16 protein-coding genes are annotated in these 15,068 nt (G+C 62.4%); 7 read left to right on the plus strand and 9 right to left on the minus strand.

The window, feature by feature from the left end; genetic code table 11:
* Nucleotide 1: 1 nt before the first annotated feature.
* From BLJAPNOD_RS06165 to BLJAPNOD_RS06185, 5 genes are all read right to left on the minus strand, one after another.
* On the minus strand, nt 2-616 hold the full coding sequence (locus tag BLJAPNOD_RS06165; RefSeq protein ID WP_077500642.1) for a hypothetical protein: 615 nt from the start codon (nt 614-616) through the stop codon (nt 2-4).
* 81 nt (nt 617-697) lie between these two features.
* Nucleotides 698-823 carry a type B 50S ribosomal protein L36 gene (gene ykgO, locus BLJAPNOD_RS06170; RefSeq protein WP_053249625.1) on the minus strand — a complete coding sequence of 42 codons (126 nt, stop codon included), beginning with the start codon at nt 821-823 and terminating at the stop codon, nt 698-700.
* 176 nt (nt 824-999) lie between these two features.
* Nucleotides 1,000-2,049, minus strand: coding sequence for a 5-(carboxyamino)imidazole ribonucleotide synthase (locus tag BLJAPNOD_RS06175; protein WP_077500644.1), 1,050 nt, complete (start codon nt 2,047-2,049; stop codon nt 1,000-1,002).
* On the minus strand, nt 2,046-2,510 hold the full coding sequence (purE, locus tag BLJAPNOD_RS06180; RefSeq protein ID WP_038576471.1) for a 5-(carboxyamino)imidazole ribonucleotide mutase: 465 nt from the start codon (nt 2,508-2,510) through the stop codon (nt 2,046-2,048). Before purE ends, BLJAPNOD_RS06175 begins: the two co-directional genes overlap by 4 nt.
* A gap of 53 nt (nt 2,511-2,563) precedes the next feature.
* Nucleotides 2,564-2,767, minus strand: a complete 204-nt coding sequence (locus BLJAPNOD_RS06185; protein ID WP_077500646.1) for a YdcH family protein — start codon at nt 2,765-2,767, stop codon at nt 2,564-2,566.
* A gap of 212 nt (nt 2,768-2,979) precedes the next feature.
* On the opposite strand from BLJAPNOD_RS06185, the gene BLJAPNOD_RS06190 reads away from it, so the two are divergent.
* Complete coding sequence (locus BLJAPNOD_RS06190; protein WP_065780944.1) at nt 2,980-3,153, plus strand: DUF465 domain-containing protein; 174 nt, start codon at nt 2,980-2,982, stop codon at nt 3,151-3,153.
* Between the two features lie 161 nt (nt 3,154-3,314).
* Here BLJAPNOD_RS06190 and BLJAPNOD_RS06195 read toward each other — a convergent pair whose 3' ends face one another.
* Nucleotides 3,315-3,575, minus strand: coding sequence for a metalloregulator ArsR/SmtB family transcription factor (locus BLJAPNOD_RS06195; protein WP_077500648.1), 261 nt, complete (start codon nt 3,573-3,575; stop codon nt 3,315-3,317).
* Nucleotides 3,576-3,674: 99 nt separating this feature from the next.
* On the minus strand, nt 3,675-4,454 hold the full coding sequence (locus tag BLJAPNOD_RS06200) for a sulfite exporter TauE/SafE family protein (protein ID WP_077500650.1): 780 nt from the start codon (nt 4,452-4,454) through the stop codon (nt 3,675-3,677).
* 102 nt (nt 4,455-4,556) lie between these two features.
* Between BLJAPNOD_RS06200 and BLJAPNOD_RS06205 the strand changes: the two genes are divergently transcribed.
* The 6 genes from BLJAPNOD_RS06205 (at nt 4,557) to BLJAPNOD_RS06230 (ending at nt 11,849) form a co-directional block, all read left to right on the plus strand.
* The gene (locus BLJAPNOD_RS06205) at nt 4,557-5,210 is read left to right on the plus strand and encodes a thiamine phosphate synthase (protein ID WP_077500652.1); all 654 of its coding nucleotides are present in this window, start codon (nt 4,557-4,559) and stop codon (nt 5,208-5,210) included.
* 9 nt (nt 5,211-5,219) lie between these two features.
* Complete coding sequence (locus BLJAPNOD_RS06210) at nt 5,220-6,437, plus strand: tetratricopeptide repeat protein (protein ID WP_115419250.1); 1,218 nt, start codon at nt 5,220-5,222, stop codon at nt 6,435-6,437.
* A 379-nt stretch (nt 6,438-6,816) separates the two neighbouring features.
* Nucleotides 6,817-7,617 (plus strand): inositol monophosphatase family protein, encoded by an 801-nt coding sequence (locus BLJAPNOD_RS06215; protein ID WP_077500656.1) that lies wholly within the window; start codon nt 6,817-6,819, stop codon nt 7,615-7,617.
* A gap of 254 nt (nt 7,618-7,871) precedes the next feature.
* On the plus strand, nt 7,872-8,975 hold the full coding sequence (locus BLJAPNOD_RS06220) for a MotA/TolQ/ExbB proton channel family protein (RefSeq protein ID WP_115419251.1): 1,104 nt from the start codon (nt 7,872-7,874) through the stop codon (nt 8,973-8,975).
* A gap of 3 nt (nt 8,976-8,978) precedes the next feature.
* Nucleotides 8,979-10,010, plus strand: coding sequence for a peptidoglycan -binding protein (locus BLJAPNOD_RS06225; protein ID WP_077500660.1), 1,032 nt, complete (start codon nt 8,979-8,981; stop codon nt 10,008-10,010).
* Nucleotides 10,011-10,199: 189 nt separating this feature from the next.
* Nucleotides 10,200-11,849 (plus strand): FAD-binding dehydrogenase, encoded by a 1,650-nt coding sequence (locus tag BLJAPNOD_RS06230; RefSeq protein ID WP_115419252.1) that lies wholly within the window; start codon nt 10,200-10,202, stop codon nt 11,847-11,849.
* 128 nt (nt 11,850-11,977) lie between these two features.
* Here the strand turns inward: BLJAPNOD_RS06230 and BLJAPNOD_RS06235 are convergent, their stop codons facing one another.
* On the minus strand, nt 11,978-12,970 hold the full coding sequence (locus BLJAPNOD_RS06235; RefSeq protein WP_115419253.1) for a tripartite tricarboxylate transporter substrate binding protein: 993 nt from the start codon (nt 12,968-12,970) through the stop codon (nt 11,978-11,980).
* Between the two features lie 131 nt (nt 12,971-13,101).
* Nucleotides 13,102-14,904: an ABC transporter ATP-binding protein/permease gene (locus BLJAPNOD_RS06240; RefSeq protein WP_115421157.1), complete on the minus strand. Its 1,803-nt coding sequence runs from the start codon at nt 14,902-14,904 to the stop codon at nt 13,102-13,104.
* Between the last annotated feature and the right edge of the window lie 164 nt (nt 14,905-15,068).

A 15,068-nucleotide genomic window follows, 5' to 3' on the forward strand; every position in this document is an offset into this window, starting at 1 on the left:
TCTACGTCTTGCTGCCCGCGAGCTTTTCGGTGAGCTCGCCCAGTTGCTCCTGCGCCTTGCGGTCTGCGGGATAGATCGCCAGGAGCTGCTCCCAGGCCCTCAACGCCAATTCGTCCTTGCCGGCCGAGCCGAGGATTGCGGCCATGCCTGCGAGCGCGCCGAAATGGCGGGGCTCCAGCGACAGGACGTGATTGATATCAGACATCGACTTGCGATAGTTGCCCATCATGTAGTGGAGCGTGGCCCGGCGGTTCCAGCCTTCGACGTAGCTCGGGGCGAGCGTAATGACCTGGTCGAGAATATCGAGGGCTGCCGCCTGCTTGTTGTCGGTGATCGACTTGTCGGCCCATTGCATCAGCAGGTTGACCGTGGCGCTGCCGGAATCCTGCCATTCCATGCGGATCTGGTTGGCGAGTTCGCGCGCCTTGTCGGCGTCTCGTTCCTTCTTGAGGTCAGAGAAGAGGGCGTTCAGGCGTTGCTTGGGAGTGGTGAGGCTGGCGGCCTCGGTTTCCGGCGCCGTCTCTGCGGCGAAAGCCAGGGTGCCGGCTCCAACTGAGGCGGAGAGAAGGGCGGAACACGCCAGAATCAAGGGTACAAAAACTCGCATGGCGAGCATGTTAGCTCGCCACGGAATAGTTTCAAAATCAATTCTGGGACATCGCCGAAGCGAGGTGCCAAACAGAAACCAGCCTGGGCCTCAGCCCTGACGTGCCTTGAAGCGCGGGTTCTGCTTGTTGATGATATACATCCGGCCCTTGCGACGAACCAGACGGTTTTCGCGATGGCGGGTCTTCAGCGACTTGAGCGAATTCTTGATCTTCATTTTCCTGATCCGCAGGTTTCGGGGAAACAAAATTCGCCCGGTATTTCTAACAATCAAAAGCGCGCCATGCAGCGCGCTCCGTAAGGTGGGATGGCAAATACCGTGTCACCCCAGTTGTGTCAACCGCAAGAGGCCGGATTTTGGCGCCTTGCCCCGCATTTCTGTGGCTTTGAGGCTCACGTCAGGCGGGTGATGTGACCCATCTTGCGGCCCGGTCGCGCTTCTGTCTTGCCGTAGAGATGGACGAAGACGTTGTCCTTGGCAAGCCATCCCGGCACGTCGTCGATGTCGTCACCGATCAGGTTCTGCATCACGCAGTCGGAGTGGCGGACAGGATTGCCGAGAGGCAGGCCGGTCACAGCGCGAATGTGCTGCTCGAATTGCGAGACGATGCAGGCTGCTTCCGTCCAGTGGCCGGAATTGTGCACGCGCGGCGCCATTTCATTGGCGACGAGGCTACCGTCGGCAAGCACGAAGAACTCCACGCCGATGACGCCGACATAACCGAGCGCATCGAGGATCGCCTTGGCCGCAGCAGACGCAGCTTCTGCGGTCGCCGCGCTGATGGCGGCGGGCACGGTAGAGGTGTGAAGAATGCCGTTGCGGTGAACGTTTTCTGCCGGATCGTAACAGGCAACCGCACCATCGACCGAGCGGGCAGCGATAATGGAGATTTCCCGTTCGAACGGCACGAAGCTTTCGAGGATCAACGGCACGGAGCCGAGCGCGGCGAAAGCGCCCTGCGGGCTGTCCTGTTCGGAGCGAAAGACGCGCTGACCCTTGCCGTCGTAGCCGAGGCGGCAGGTCTTCAGGACACCGGCACCACCGAAATCGGCAAGCGCTGCCTCAAGGTCGGCCTGGCTGTCGACGGCGTGGAAGCGGGCGGTGACGATGCCGCTGTCATTGAGGAAGCGCTTTTCCACCAGGCGATCCTGGGCTGCTTCCAGCGCTTTCGGTGGCGGGAATACCGGCCGGGCGCGCGCAAGTCTTTCGGCCGCTGCGACCGGCACGTTTTCGAATTCGTAGGTGATGATGTCGCAGGCGGCCGCCAGGGCATCAAGCGCTTCGTCATCGTCATAGGCGGCGACGATCTGCTTGTTTGCCACCTGCGCTGCCGGACAGTCGGGCTGCGGCTCGAGGATGATGGTGCGGAAGTTCAGCCGTGCAGCAGACATGGCCAGCATGCGGCCGAGCTGGCCGCCGCCAATGATGCCGATTGTGGTCATGCGTCGTCTACCGGATATTCCGCGACGGCAACGGTCTGCTGCTCGCGCCAGTCGTCGAGACGGTCGGCCAGGTCGTTGTCACTGAGCGCCAGCACGGCTGCGGCCAGCAGTGCGGCGTTGACGGCGCCTGCACGTCCGATCGCCAGCGTTCCGACAGGGATGCCGGCCGGCATCTGCACGATGGAGAGAAGGCTGTCCTGGCCGGAGAGCGCTTTCGACTGCACGGGCACGCCGAAGACCGGCAGCGGCGTCATCGATGCGCACATGCCAGGAAGATGGGCGGCGCCGCCGGCGCCGGCGATGATGACCTTGAAGCCTTCGTCGCGCGCGCCTTTGGCGAAGCTGACGAGCCGGTCAGGCGTACGGTGTGCCGAGACGATGCGGGCTTCATAGGCAATGTCGAGCGCGTCGAGCGTGTCGGCGGCGTTCTTCATCGTCTCCCAGTCGGACTGGCTTCCCATGATGATGGCGACGGGTGGTGTCGTTGTGTCGAGCACGTCTTTAAGGTTCCGCTTCAGGCGATGATGTCGGGAATGATCTGGTCTTCGATCTTGGTGATCTTGTCCTTGATGACCAGCTTCTTCTTCTTCATGCGCTGAACTCTCAGCGCATCGCAGCCGGTCTGGATCATGGCGTTGATGGCAGCATCATAGTCTTCATGTTCCTGCCTCAGCCGCGCGGCGGTCAATCTGAGTTCGGCCTGGTCCTGGTCCGGCATGCAAAGCGATCCCCATCAGCCCGGTTGCGAAGTCCTCCTCGAACCGGAATTTCATGCGCCGCTCTATCACATCTTGGGCGGTAACGGGAAGTTATCCGTCGTCATCATTTCGCCTTCGACAAATGAAAAATGGCATGGCACAGTAGTAAGGTTACAACCATGGAACATCCGGCATTTACCTGCCGGATGCAAGCAAAAGGAAGGGACTGCCAATGACCATTGAGGCTCATCTTGCAACGCTTGAGAAAAAACATGGCGCATTGGAGCAGGAGCTTCATGCAGCAATGAACCAGCCCTCTACCGAGGACGAAATGATCAGCGACATCAAGCGAAGGAAGCTGCGCATCAAGGACGAAATCGAAAGGCTTCGCTCCTCGACTCACTGATTATGCACGGTAATTCCCAGTAACAACGGGAGGTGTCCTCTCCAAGGAGACGACGCGACAAGGTTCACAACCAATCCCCTCAACGGAAGATACGGATCGCTCGACCGGGTTTGAGACCCGGTCGTTTTGTGTCAGGCGGCGGTTACGCTTCCACCAGAGGATCACGCCCAGAATTGATCCAACCAAAGGTTGAGTCTGTCGAAGCCGGGGCGGTTGATGGCGTAAATTCGGCGGGTGCCATTGGCCTCGACCGAGACCAGATTGCAGTCCAGCAAAGCCTTCAGGTGCTGCGATACCGCCGGCCGGCTGATCGGCAATCCCACGGCCAGTTCGTTGACCGTCTTGGGCGCGCGGCGAAGTTCCTCCAGCAGGTAACGCCGGTTAGGATCCGCGATGGCATCGAAAGGGTCCGCGATAGTCATGAGCAGACGTTAAGCGAATTCCCTGAGGGCGGCAAGAAAATTGTGCAATGCGGCATTTGTCTTTTTGCTTTGCAACATGACGGATTGCTTTAATGCGGTTCAGGCACCGGCCAGCAAGCTGTTCAAACCGTCCCACAGCAGTTTCAGCCCCGCGATAAAGGCCATGCTATACATGAAGGGATAGAAGACCTGCGGCTTCATCCGGCGAACGATGAAGGCGCCGCAGACGGTGGCGACGATCGCCAGCGGAAACAACGTCGCCGAGATTTTCAGATTGCTCATGTCGAGCTGGCCGAGTGCAAAATAGGGGATCAGCTTGACGGCATTGAGGATGGCGAAGAAGCGAACGATCGTGCCGGTATATTCGCGCGGATCGAGTTGCAGCGGTAGGGCGTAGATCTGGAACGGCGGGCCGCCGGCATGGGCAACGAAACTGCCATAGCCGGCAAACGAGCCCCAGAGCGTCGCCGGGCCGGCCCGCTGCTGCTTGGGTTTGATCGTTATTCCATTGCGCATGCGCCAGACATTGTAGACATAGCGCAGCACGAACAGCACGGTGATGAGGCCGATGATCAGCCGCAGATAATCGCGCGAGACATAGGCCGATGTCGCCCAACCGATGAGAATGCCGGCAATGGCACCGGGCAACAGCATGATCAGCGTCTTGCGGTCTCCGTGCTTGCGCCACATCCAGAGTGAGACGAGGTCCATCGCGATCAGGATCGGCAAGAGCAGTGCTGCCGCCTGAACCGGCGAGACGGCCATGGACAGGATCGGCACGCCCATCAGCGAAAGGGCCTCGCCCATGCCGCCCTTGCTGAGGCCAACGAGAAGAACCGCCGGGATGGCGACGAGATAGAAGTCGAAGTCGGGAAGCATCGGTGGCGGTTGATCCTTTTGACGTCTCCGTCTATCGGTTTTCCCAAACGAAATCGAGCGCTGGTTTCCGTCGACAGGCGGACACAGCCGGAAATGGATGTCATGAGCAAGACAAGTGAACGCTGCCGCCTGGTGCTGATCGCACCCGATATCGCCGATCCGGCGGAACGCGCCAAGGTGCTTGCCGACGCCCTGAAGGGCGGCGACGTCGCTTCGGTGATCGTGCCGCAATACGGTCTCGACGATGGCGAGTTTCAGAAACATGCCGAGCTTCTCGTGCCGATCATCCAGGAGGCTGGAGCCGCAGCGCTGATCGACGGCGACAGCCGCGTGGCCGGGCGCGTCAAGGCCGACGGCCTGCACATTTCCGGCAATGCCGAAGCGCTCGGCGAGGCGATCGAGAAGCACACGCCGAAACTCATCGTCGGCGGTGGCAATGCGGCCGACCGTCATCACGCGCTGGAAGTCGGCGAAGTGCGCCCGGACTATGTATTCTTCGGCAAGACCGATGGGGACATCAAACCGGATGCGCATCCGAAAAACCTGGCGCTGGCCGAATGGTGGGCTTCGATGATCGAGATCCCCTGCATCGTCATGGGCGGCACGGATCCGCAATCGGCGCTGGCAGCCGCGGAAACGGGGGCCGAGTTCGTGGCACTTCGTCTGGCTGTCTTCGGCGAGCCTGAGCAGGCGCCCTCGGTGGTTGCCGCCGTCAACGCGCTTCTTGACGAAAAAGCGCCACGGTTTGAAGATTAAGACGTGTCGATGTTGAACCGACTGTCGTCAAAGCTCAGCTGGGGCGTTGCCCTCCTTGCCGCCGCCGCTGCCGCGGCGATGCCGGCGCTTGCGCAAGAGCAACCGGTTCTTGCGCAGGAACAGTCCGTTCCCGTGCCGGAAAAGCCGGCCTCTGTGCAAGGTGAAGACGTCAATAGCGATAACAGCGGCGCTGCCAAACGCGGCCGCATCACGCCCTTCAATGGAGCCGCCATGCCGGAAGGCGGCACGGCCGCCGGCAAGCCTGGGGGCAAACCGGGTGATCCGGTGGAAAAGAAGAAGGCCGGAGACGGAACCGTGCCGTCGCAAGGCGTCAATGTCTTCGATCGCATGGGCGCTGAGCTGCCGGCCCTGCCGGCGGAAAAACCCTTTGCCGGCAAGGTCGACGAGGCCTACGGCGCTTTCCAGCGCGGCTACTATCTGACGGCGATGGATCTGGCACTTCCGCGGGCACAGCTTGGTGATCCGGCGGCCCAGACGCTTGTTGCCGAAATCCTGCAACAGGGCCTCGGCGTCGTGCGCAATGCCAAGCAGGCGGCGTTCTGGTACGGGCAGGCCGCGGAGAATGGCAACCCGGCGGCGATGTTCAAATACGCGCTGATCCTGATGGAGGGGCGCTACGTCAAGCGCGACCGGAAGAAATCCGAAGAACTGATGAAGAAGGCGGCCGATCTCGGCAATGCATCGGCCCAGTTCAACTATGGGCAGACGCTGGTGGCCGACAGCCCCGGACCCAAGGGTCTCAAGGCGGCGATGCCCTACTACGAAAAATCGGCCGAGCAGGGGATCGCCGACGCGCAATATGCGCTGTCGCAGATCTACCTCAACGTCGATGGCATCGACGAGGGCAAGCGGGCAAGGGCGAGAGGGTGGCTGCTTCGCGCCGCCCATGCCGGTTACGATACGGCGCAGCTGGACATCGCCATCTGGATGATCGAAGGCATCGCCGGCGATCGCAACCTGGAGGACGGTTTCGGCTGGATGAAGCGGGCGGCGGAAGGCGGCAATGTCGTGGCGCAGAACCGGCTGTCGCATCTCTATGTCAATGCCATCGGCACCCGGCCCAATCCGGTCGAAGCGGCGAAGTGGTATGTGCTGTCGCGCCGCGCCGGCCTCAAGGATGATGCGCTGGAAGACTTCTACCTCGGTCTCAACGAGCAGCAGCAGAAGGCGGCACTCAGCGCGGCCAACAAGTTTCGCTCGACCTGACCGGCATTCCGCTGGATGTTTCCTTAAATCATATTCGATTTAAGGATAAAACATGCAGCAAAAATCAAAGTGCCACAGCGACCTTTGCGCGTCTAATGAGACGCGCGGCGCTGTAGGCGCCTGAATCTCGACCGTTCGGTGGGGGCAGGCGCTATTTCTCTTGAACTTCCGGGGCTTTTGTGGTCTTGAAGCCCCGATTTTAGCCCCTGGCGCCACGGCTTTCCGTCGCGACCCGGGCGGAGTGATCTTCACTCGGTTTTTTGACGACGGAACTCGATGACAAGTCTTGCCCGAGCGGCAGGCGCCTTGCGTTTCGTCACACAGGTTCAATGTCCGATCGAGAAGGCTCGATCGGCCTTCGCTTCACAAGGATCGCCAGATGGCCCGTTCAGCTCTTCTCAATGTCATGGTCCAGGCCGCCTTCAAGGCCGGCAAGTCGCTCGCGCGCGATTTCGGTGAAGTACAGAACCTGCAGGTCTCGCTCAAGGGACCGAGCGACTACGTGTCGCAGGCGGACCGCAAGGCCGAAAAGCTCATCCGCGAAGAACTGCTGAAGGCACGTCCGACCTATGGCTTCCTCGGCGAAGAAGGCGAAGAGATCATCGGTACCGACGGCGCCCATCGCTGGATCGTCGATCCGCTCGACGGAACCACCAATTTTCTGCACGGCATTCCGCATTTCGCTGTCTCGATCGCGCTTGAGCGCCAGGGCGAGATCGTCGGTGCTGTCGTGTTCAACCCTGCGACGGACGAACTCTATACGGCCGAGCGCGGCGGCGGCGCGTTCCTCAATGACCGTCGTCTGCGCGTGGCGGCCCGCAAGGCCCTGTCGGATGCGGTGATCGCCACCGGCACGCCGCATCTCGGTCGCGGCAATCACGGCAAGTACCTGATCGAGCTGCGTCACGTGATGGGCGAAGTCGCCGGCATCCGTCGCATGGGCTCGGCTGCGCTCGACCTCGCCTATGTCGCTGCCGGCCGTTTCGACGGCTACTGGGAGCGCGATCTGGCGGCCTGGGACATCGCTGCCGGCGTGCTTCTTATCCGCGAGGCCGGTGGCTGGTCGACGGATATCGACGGCGGCGCAAAGCCGGTCGACGAAGGTTCGATCGTCTGCGGCAACGAGTACATCACCAAGGCGTTGCGCGACGTCGTTCACCGTCCGATCCCGACGAAATAATCAACGGCCATTCGTTTCATGGCTGCCAAGCCTCCGGTGCGCCACGCGTCGGAGGCTTTTGTTTTTCCTTCAATTCGGCGCAAAGTTCGCCTATAGCGCCCCGCGTCAAACATCACGCGCCATGGACGCTGCCGCGCTCCAAACCGGCTGCATAACTTTCTCCTTAAATCGATTCCGATTTGAGGAATTATGCAGTAGGCTCCGACGCGTCGCGGCACCGTTCCGCCAAATGCAACCGGGAGAATGGTATACCCATGACGAAACTGCATCTGTCCGGGTGGGACGGTCGGGAAGGCGTGGAAGCAGATTACAATCCGCATAAGCTTTCGAGCCCCATGCACTTTTTCTGGACCATGGTGATCTTCCTGATCATCGTCGGTTTCGTCGGCGCGATCCTCTTTCGGCAGGCACACAATGCCTTTCTCGCCAATCCGGGCCTCAACGGTCTGATCCTCGGGGTGCTGTTGATCGGCATCCTCTTGGCGTTCAATCATGTGCTCGGCCTTCGCCCCGAAGTGCGCTGGTTCAATTCGTTCCGCGCTGCCGGCAGCGCCGACAAGGTCGGCCGCGACCCGGTCTTGCTCGCGCCGATGCGCGCGCTGATCGGTGGACGCCAGACGGCGATTTCGACGACGGCGCTCAGGTCGATCCTGGACTCGATTGCAACGCGGCTCGATGAATCGCGCGACACCACGCGCTACCTGACCGGCCTTCTCGTCTTCCTCGGTCTGCTTGGCACCTTCTGGGGCTTGCTCGGCACCATCGGCTCGATCAACACCGTCATCCAGTCGCTGGATGCCGGTTCCGGCAGCACCGAGGACGTGCTTGGTGCCCTGAAAACAGGCCTTTCGGCGCCGCTCACCGGCATGGGAACGGCGTTTTCGACGTCGCTCTTCGGTCTTGCCGGTTCGCTGATCCTCGGTTTTCTCGATCTGCAGGCAGGAAGGGCGCAGAACCGTTTCTACACCGAGCTTGAAAACTGGCTGTCCTCCGTCACCGATGTCGGGTCGGAACTGGCCATTGCGGGCGACCTGCCTTCCGGCGCGCCGGTCGAAGAACTGAAGCGCCTGACGGACCAGCTCGTCCGCCTCAATCATGAAGGCGGCTCCAACCAGCGCACCACGGCGGCGATGGCGAGCCTTGCCGAAGGCATCCAAGGGCTTGTCAAGAACATGCGCGGTGAGCAGCAGATGCTGCGCGACTGGATCGAGGCGCAGCAGGAAGAAGCCAAGGCCATGCGCAAGACGCTCGACAAGCTGACGACGCGCATCGGACACTCCGAGCGCATTTCGGTGAACGGCGAGAAGTCCGGATCGCAGGCCAAGCTCAGCCATGCGGACGACACCGGAGGGGAATGATCCATGGCGCTTGCCCGAAAAGGCCGTTCACAGCGCACGATCGATTATTGGCCCGGCTTCGTCGATGCGCTATCGACGCTGCTTTTGTCGATCATGTTCCTGCTCAGCGTCTTCGTGCTGGCGCAGTTCCTGCTCAGCCGCGAAATCAGCGGCAAGGACGAGGTTCTGACCCGGCTGAACAGCCAGATCAACGAGCTGACGCAGTTGCTGGCGCTGGAAAAGAGCGGCAAGCAGGATCTCGAGGATTCGCTCGCCAATCTGCAGGCTTCCCTTTCCCAGTCGGAAGGTGAACGGTCCCGCCTGCAGGCCCTGCTAGACCGGGGTGCCGGCAGCGCGGATGCCGCCAACGAGAAGCTGGGGCGTGTCGGTGCCGAGCTCGACGCCGAACGCCAGACCAGCGCCCGCGCCATTAGCCAGATCGAGCTTCTGAACCAGCAGATTGCAGCGCTGCGCAGCCAAATTGCGGCGATCGAAGAGGCGCTGCAGGCGTCTGAAGCCAAGGACCAGTCTTCGCAGACAAAGATCGCCGATCTCGGCCGCCGTCTGAATGTCGCACTGGCGCAACGGGTGCAGGAACTGAACCGCTATCGCTCCGATTTCTTCGGGCGGCTGCGCGAAATCCTGTCCGATCGCGAAAACATCCGCATTGTCGGCGACCGCTTCGTCTTCCAGTCCGAGGTGCTTTTCCCCTCCGGCGGCAACGAGCTCAACCCCGAGGGCCAGACCGAAATGGCCAAGCTCGCCTCGGCGCTGCTCGACCTTGCCAAGGAAATTCCGGCCGAGATCAACTGGGTGCTGCGCGTCGACGGGCACACGGACAATGTCCAACTCTCCGGCACCGGCCGTTATGCCGACAACTGGGAGCTTTCGTCTGCCCGTGCCACATCCGTCGTCAAATTCCTGATCTCGAAGGGCGTGCCGGCCGATCGGCTGGTTGCCGCCGGTTTCGGCGAGTATCAGCCGATCGCCGAGGGTGACAGCGTCGAGGCGCGGTCGCAGAACCGTCGCATCGAGCTGAAGCTGACCGAGAAATAGGCGGTCTGACCGGGATGTCACCGGCGCCCGGACTCTTGATCCAGCACCCTTGAATTGACCTTGACGTACGCGTAACACTTGCGCCTGAGGGATGCGCTCAGCCTGCCTTCTGAGGATGCCGGAGAGGACTGGTGTCTCCAGGGATCAAGGATGGCGGCTGCATCTCCTGAGGATGCGGGGGCGGCTTGGATGGATTGTGATGTGCTGGTGGTCGGTGCCGGTCTTGCCGGCCTTGTGGCGGCGTCGGAGGCAGCGGCCCTTGGCCGCAAGGTGATCGTCCTCGATCAGGAGGGGGAGCAGAACCTCGGCGGCCAGGCCTTCTGGTCGCTGGGCGGCCTGTTTTTCGTCGACAGTCCCGAGCAACGCCGCATGGGCATCAGGGATAGCCGCCAACTGGCCCGGCAGGACTGGATGGGCTCGTCGCAGTTCGATCGTCCGGAAGATCACTGGCCACGACTGTGGGCGGATGCCTATCTCGATTTCGCTGCCGGCGAAAAGCGCAGCTGGCTGCATCAGCTCGGCATGCGCTGGTTCCCCGTTGTCGGCTGGGCCGAGCGCGGCGGCGGCCTTGCGCATGGTCACGGCAATTCGGTGCCGCGTTTCCACGTCACCTGGGGCACAGGCCCAGCGGTACTCGAGCCGTTCGTGCGGCTGACGCGGGAAGCGGAAAGCCGCGGCCTCGTGCGCTTTCGCTTCCGCCACCGGGTCGATGAGCTGGTGACGACCGATGGGGCGGTCACCGGCGCGCGCGGTTCGGTGCTGAAGGCCGATCCGGTCGAACGCGGCCAGCGCAGTTCGCGCGATGTCGCCGGCGATTTCGAGATATCGGCCGGCGCCGTCATCGTGACCTCCGGCGGCATCGGCGGCAACCAGGAGCTGGTACGGCGCAACTGGCCGCGCAAGCGGCTGGGCCAGCCCCCGGCAACGATGGTCTGCGGCGTGCCGCACCATGTCGATGGCCGGATGCTGGAGATAGCGTCACGCGCCCGCGGCTCGGTGATCAATTCTGATCGTATGTGGCACTATACCGAGGGCCTGAAGAACTTCGATCCGATCTGGCCGGACCATGGCATCCGCATCCTGCCCGGTCCGTCGTCCTTCTGGTGCGATGCCGACGGCAACCGCTTTCCGGCACCCGCCATGCCCGGTTTCGACACGCTCGGCACCCTCAAGGCCATTCGCGACAGCGGCCATGACTACAGCTGGTTCATCCTGACGCAGGCGATCATCAAGAAGGAATTCGCACTCTCCGGTTCCGAGCAGAATCCGGATCTGACCGGCAAGAGCATCGCGCTTCTCCTCAAGCGCTTGGGCAAGAACCCGCCCGGGCCGGTGCAGGCTTTCATGGACCAGGGCGAGGATTTTATCGTCCGAGATCGGCTCGACGATCTCGTGCCGGCGATGAATGCGTTGACAGGCGAGCACCGGCTGTCGATCGATCACCTGCGCGAGCAGATCGAGGCACGCGATCGCGAGATCGCCAATCCCTTTTCCAAGGATGCCCAGGTGACGGCGATCCGCGGCGCGCGATCCTACCGCGGCGACCGGCTGTTGCGCACCGCCAAGCCGCACCGGCTGCTCGATCCCAAGGCCGGACCGCTGATTGCCGTCCGGCTGCATATCCTGACGCGCAAGACACTCGGGGGTCTCCAGACCAACCTGTCGGGCCAGGTGCTGGAGCAATCGGGCGAGCCGGTCTCGGGGCTTTACGCCGCGGGCGAAGTGGCCGGCTTCGGCGGCGGCGGCATGCACGGCTACAACGCGCTCGAGGGCACGTTTCTCGGCGGCTGCATCTATTCCGGTCGGGTGGCAGGGCGGGGCGCTTGCGAGACGGCTTGAGCGAAGCCAAACGGCTATCGTTGTCCGTATATCATGCCCCTCACCCTAGCCTTCTCCCCGCAGGCGGGGAGAAGGCGGCGGCAGCCGGATGAGGGGCCAATCCGCCGTGTGGCGTGAGATGCCAAGGATCAATCCATCTGGATGTTGGCGTCGCGAACGACAGGCGTCCATTTTGCCAGTTCGGCCTTCACGTGGGCGCCAAGCTCCTCAGGCGTCGAGCCGACGATGGTGGCGCTGAACTCTTTCATGCGCTCGACCACGGCCGGATCGGCAAGCGCCTTGTTAGCGGCCTCGTTGAGTCGGGCGACAACGGGTTCGGGCGTGTTGGCAGGCGCAAACAGCGCGTTCCAGGTGTAGGTTTCGTAACCCGGAATACCGGCCTCGGCGACCGTCGGAACATCGGGGAACGAGGGTGCGCGTTCGGACGTCGTGACCGCAAGCGCCCGCAAGGTGCCGGCCTTGATGTGCCCGGAAGAGGAGGGCAGGTTGTCGAACATGATCGGCACCTGGTTGCCGATGACGTCGTTCAGCGCCGGGCCGGCGCCCTTGTAGGGGATATGCTGCATGTTGACGCCAGCCATCTTCTTGAAGAGTTCGCCGGAGAGGTGCAACGGCGTGCCGTTGCCGGACGAGGCGTAGGCATATTCGTCGGGCTTGGCTTTCAAGAGTGCCAGCAATTCTTCGACGGTCTTGGCCGGCAGTTCGGGATTGACCACCAGCACGTTCGGCACGACGACCAGAAGCGAGATCGGCGCAAAGTCCTTTTCCGGGTCATAGGGCTTGGTCTTGAGGATCAGCGGGTTGAGCGCGTGTGTCGCGACCGTGCCCATCAGGATCGTGTAGCCATCCGGATTGGCGCGCGCGACATTGTCGGCACCGAGGTTGCCGCCGGCGCCGGCGACGTTCTGGACGATGACCTGCTGGCCGAGATCCTCCGACATCTTCTGTGCGACGATGCGCGCCACCACGTCGGTCGAGCCCCCGGCGGCAAAGGGAACGACGAGGGTGACGGCGCGATCCGGAAAGCCTTGAGCGTTCGCCTGGATACCGGATCCGAAAACGGTGAGGGCAGTGAAGCCGAGGGCGAGCGCTGCCCGTCGGGTCAAATTCGAAAACGTCATGAGGGTCCTCCCTGGACAGTCCACGTCTGTCATGGCGGCCAAAAAAAGCCGGCACCTATAGAATAGGGTCCGGCTTTGCAGCTGCAATGGCGTGCCGGACATGCCGGCATCAGACTATCGTAGTGTTTGTATTACTTGTTTGGGTTCAGGAACAGCTCCTCGGCGCCGTGGTTGAACTGCAACCGGGCCAGCTTCGCATAAAGCCCGTCCTGGCGGATCAGCGAGGCATGGGTTCCCTCTTCGACCACCCGGCCGTGTTCCATCACCAGGATGCGGTCAGCCTTCAAGACGGTTGCGAGCCGATGGGCAATGACAATGGTCGTGCGCTCATGCAGCAAGCCTTCAAGCGCCTTCTGAACCAGCGTTTCGCTTTCGGCGTCGAGCGCCGACGTTGCCTCGTCCAGCAGAAGGATCGGGGCATTGCGCAAAATCGCGCGGGCAATGGCGATGCGCTGGCGCTGGCCGCCCGAGAGCGTGATGCCGCGCTCGCCGACAAGCGTGTCGTAGCCTTTTTCCATCCGGCCGATGAATTCGTCGGCTTGGGCGGCGACGGCTGCAGCGCGCACGGCCTCGCGGCTTGCATCCGGCACGCCGAAGGCAATGTTGTCGTGAACGGAGGACGCGAAGATGGTGACGTCCTGCGGCACGATCGCCAGACGGGCGCGCAGTTCCTTCGGATCGACGGTGCGGATGTCGACACCATCGACGGTGACGGCGCCCTTTGCCGGGTCGTAGAACCGCAGCAGCATCGAGAATACGGTGCTCTTGCCCGCACCCGACGGGCCGACGATGGCGACGGTTTCACCGGGCTTGATCGCAAAGCTGAGGCCGTTCAGGCTCTTGTAATCGGGGCGTGCCGGGTAGGCGAAATAGACGTCGTCGAAGCTGATGGCGCCGAGCGCCGGCGACGGCAGGGCGACGGGATTTTCCGGCGCCTTGATATCAGGAACTTCGGTGAGGAGTTCGTTCAGCCGCTCCGCAGCGCCGGCTGCCTGCGAAAGCTCGCCCCAGACCTCCGACAGCGAGCCGAGGCTGCCGGCGGCAAAGACCGAATAGAGCAGGAACTGGCTGAGGGTGCCGGCCGAGAGATTGCCTGCCAGCACGTCGCGAGCCCCAAACCAGAGGACCGCGACGACGCTGCCGAACACCATGGTGATGGCGAATGCAGTCAGCACGGAACGCGCCTTGATCGCTGAGCGCGCGGCGCCGAAGGCATCCTCGACCGCCGTGCCGAAGCGGTTGTTGGCGATGTCTTCGCTGTTGAAGGCCTGAACGGTGCGCGAGGCGGCAATCGCCTCGCCGGCATAGGCCGATGCCATCGCCAGCGTGTCCTGCGCCTCGCGGGATCGGCGGCGGACGGAGCGGCCGAAGCCGACCAGCGGAAACACGATCACCGGAATTGCTGCCAGCACAAGGCTCGACAGCTTCGGGCTGGTATAGACCATCATGCCGATGGCGCCGAGACACAGGATCAGGTTGCGAAGGGCGACCGATGCTGTCGCGCCGACGGCGGACTTCAGCTGCGTGGTGTCGGCGGTCAGCCGGGAGACGATCTCGCCCGACTGGTTGACGTCGAAGAACGACGCGGAAAGGCGGGTGACGTGCTCAAAGACGTTGCGGCGGAGATCAGCGACGATGCGTTCGCCAAGGGTGATGACGAAGTAGTAGCGCGCGGCACTCGCCAAGGCGAGGATGATGGCGAGCATCATCAGCATCGCGAAATAGGTATTGATGAAGCCACTATCGGAATTGGAAAAGCCGTTGTCGACCATGCGCCTGACGGCGAGCGGCAGCGTCAGGGTCGTTATCGCTGCGGTCACGAGTGAAATCCCGGCCCCTATGACCAGATATCGATAGCGCTTGAGGTAGGGCAGCAGCGTGGCGAGAGGGCGAATGGATCTACGCGATGGCGACTGGTTTTCTCGTTCGGACACATGACCCCCGTTCGCCAATCACGGAGGGGGCGGGTTTGCCCATGAGTCTTCCGCGCGGCACTTGTTATCCCGCAGACCTTGATGTATAGGCACGGCATCGAATTGGGAAGCCGTGGCCCATCAGGCGGTCTGCGGCTTCATTTACGTGTTCGGTCTCGAAGTCG

Origin of the sequence: Ensifer sp. M14 (genome assembly GCF_003355565.1) — a bacterium.
Taxonomy (GTDB): Bacteria; Pseudomonadota; Alphaproteobacteria; order Rhizobiales; family Rhizobiaceae; genus Ensifer.

What these genes read in the sequence shown, in the direction of transcription:
- BLJAPNOD_RS06165 (WP_077500642.1), bottom strand. Translation starts at nt 616, where the DNA reads ATGCTCGCCATGCGAGTTTTTGTACCCTTGATTCTGGCGTGTTCCGCC.
- ykgO (WP_053249625.1), bottom strand. Translation starts at nt 823, where the DNA reads ATGAAGATCAAGAATTCGCTCAAGTCGCTGAAGACCCGCCATCGCGAA.
- BLJAPNOD_RS06175 (WP_077500644.1), bottom strand. Translation starts at nt 2,049, where the DNA reads ATGACCACAATCGGCATCATTGGCGGCGGCCAGCTCGGCCGCATGCTG.
- purE (WP_038576471.1), bottom strand. Translation starts at nt 2,510, where the DNA reads ATGGGAAGCCAGTCCGACTGGGAGACGATGAAGAACGCCGCCGACACG.
- BLJAPNOD_RS06185 (WP_077500646.1), bottom strand. Translation starts at nt 2,767, where the DNA reads ATGCCGGACCAGGACCAGGCCGAACTCAGATTGACCGCCGCGCGGCTG.
- BLJAPNOD_RS06190 (WP_065780944.1), top strand. Translation starts at nt 2,980, where the DNA reads ATGACCATTGAGGCTCATCTTGCAACGCTTGAGAAAAAACATGGCGCA.
- BLJAPNOD_RS06195 (WP_077500648.1), bottom strand. Translation starts at nt 3,575, where the DNA reads ATGACTATCGCGGACCCTTTCGATGCCATCGCGGATCCTAACCGGCGT.
- BLJAPNOD_RS06200 (WP_077500650.1), bottom strand. Translation starts at nt 4,454, where the DNA reads ATGCTTCCCGACTTCGACTTCTATCTCGTCGCCATCCCGGCGGTTCTT.
- BLJAPNOD_RS06205 (WP_077500652.1), top strand. Translation starts at nt 4,557, where the DNA reads ATGAGCAAGACAAGTGAACGCTGCCGCCTGGTGCTGATCGCACCCGAT.
- BLJAPNOD_RS06210 (WP_115419250.1), top strand. Translation starts at nt 5,220, where the DNA reads ATGTTGAACCGACTGTCGTCAAAGCTCAGCTGGGGCGTTGCCCTCCTT.
- BLJAPNOD_RS06215 (WP_077500656.1), top strand. Translation starts at nt 6,817, where the DNA reads ATGGCCCGTTCAGCTCTTCTCAATGTCATGGTCCAGGCCGCCTTCAAG.
- BLJAPNOD_RS06220 (WP_115419251.1), top strand. Translation starts at nt 7,872, where the DNA reads ATGACGAAACTGCATCTGTCCGGGTGGGACGGTCGGGAAGGCGTGGAA.
- BLJAPNOD_RS06225 (WP_077500660.1), top strand. Translation starts at nt 8,979, where the DNA reads ATGGCGCTTGCCCGAAAAGGCCGTTCACAGCGCACGATCGATTATTGG.
- BLJAPNOD_RS06230 (WP_115419252.1), top strand. Translation starts at nt 10,200, where the DNA reads ATGGATTGTGATGTGCTGGTGGTCGGTGCCGGTCTTGCCGGCCTTGTG.
- BLJAPNOD_RS06235 (WP_115419253.1), bottom strand. Translation starts at nt 12,970, where the DNA reads ATGACGTTTTCGAATTTGACCCGACGGGCAGCGCTCGCCCTCGGCTTC.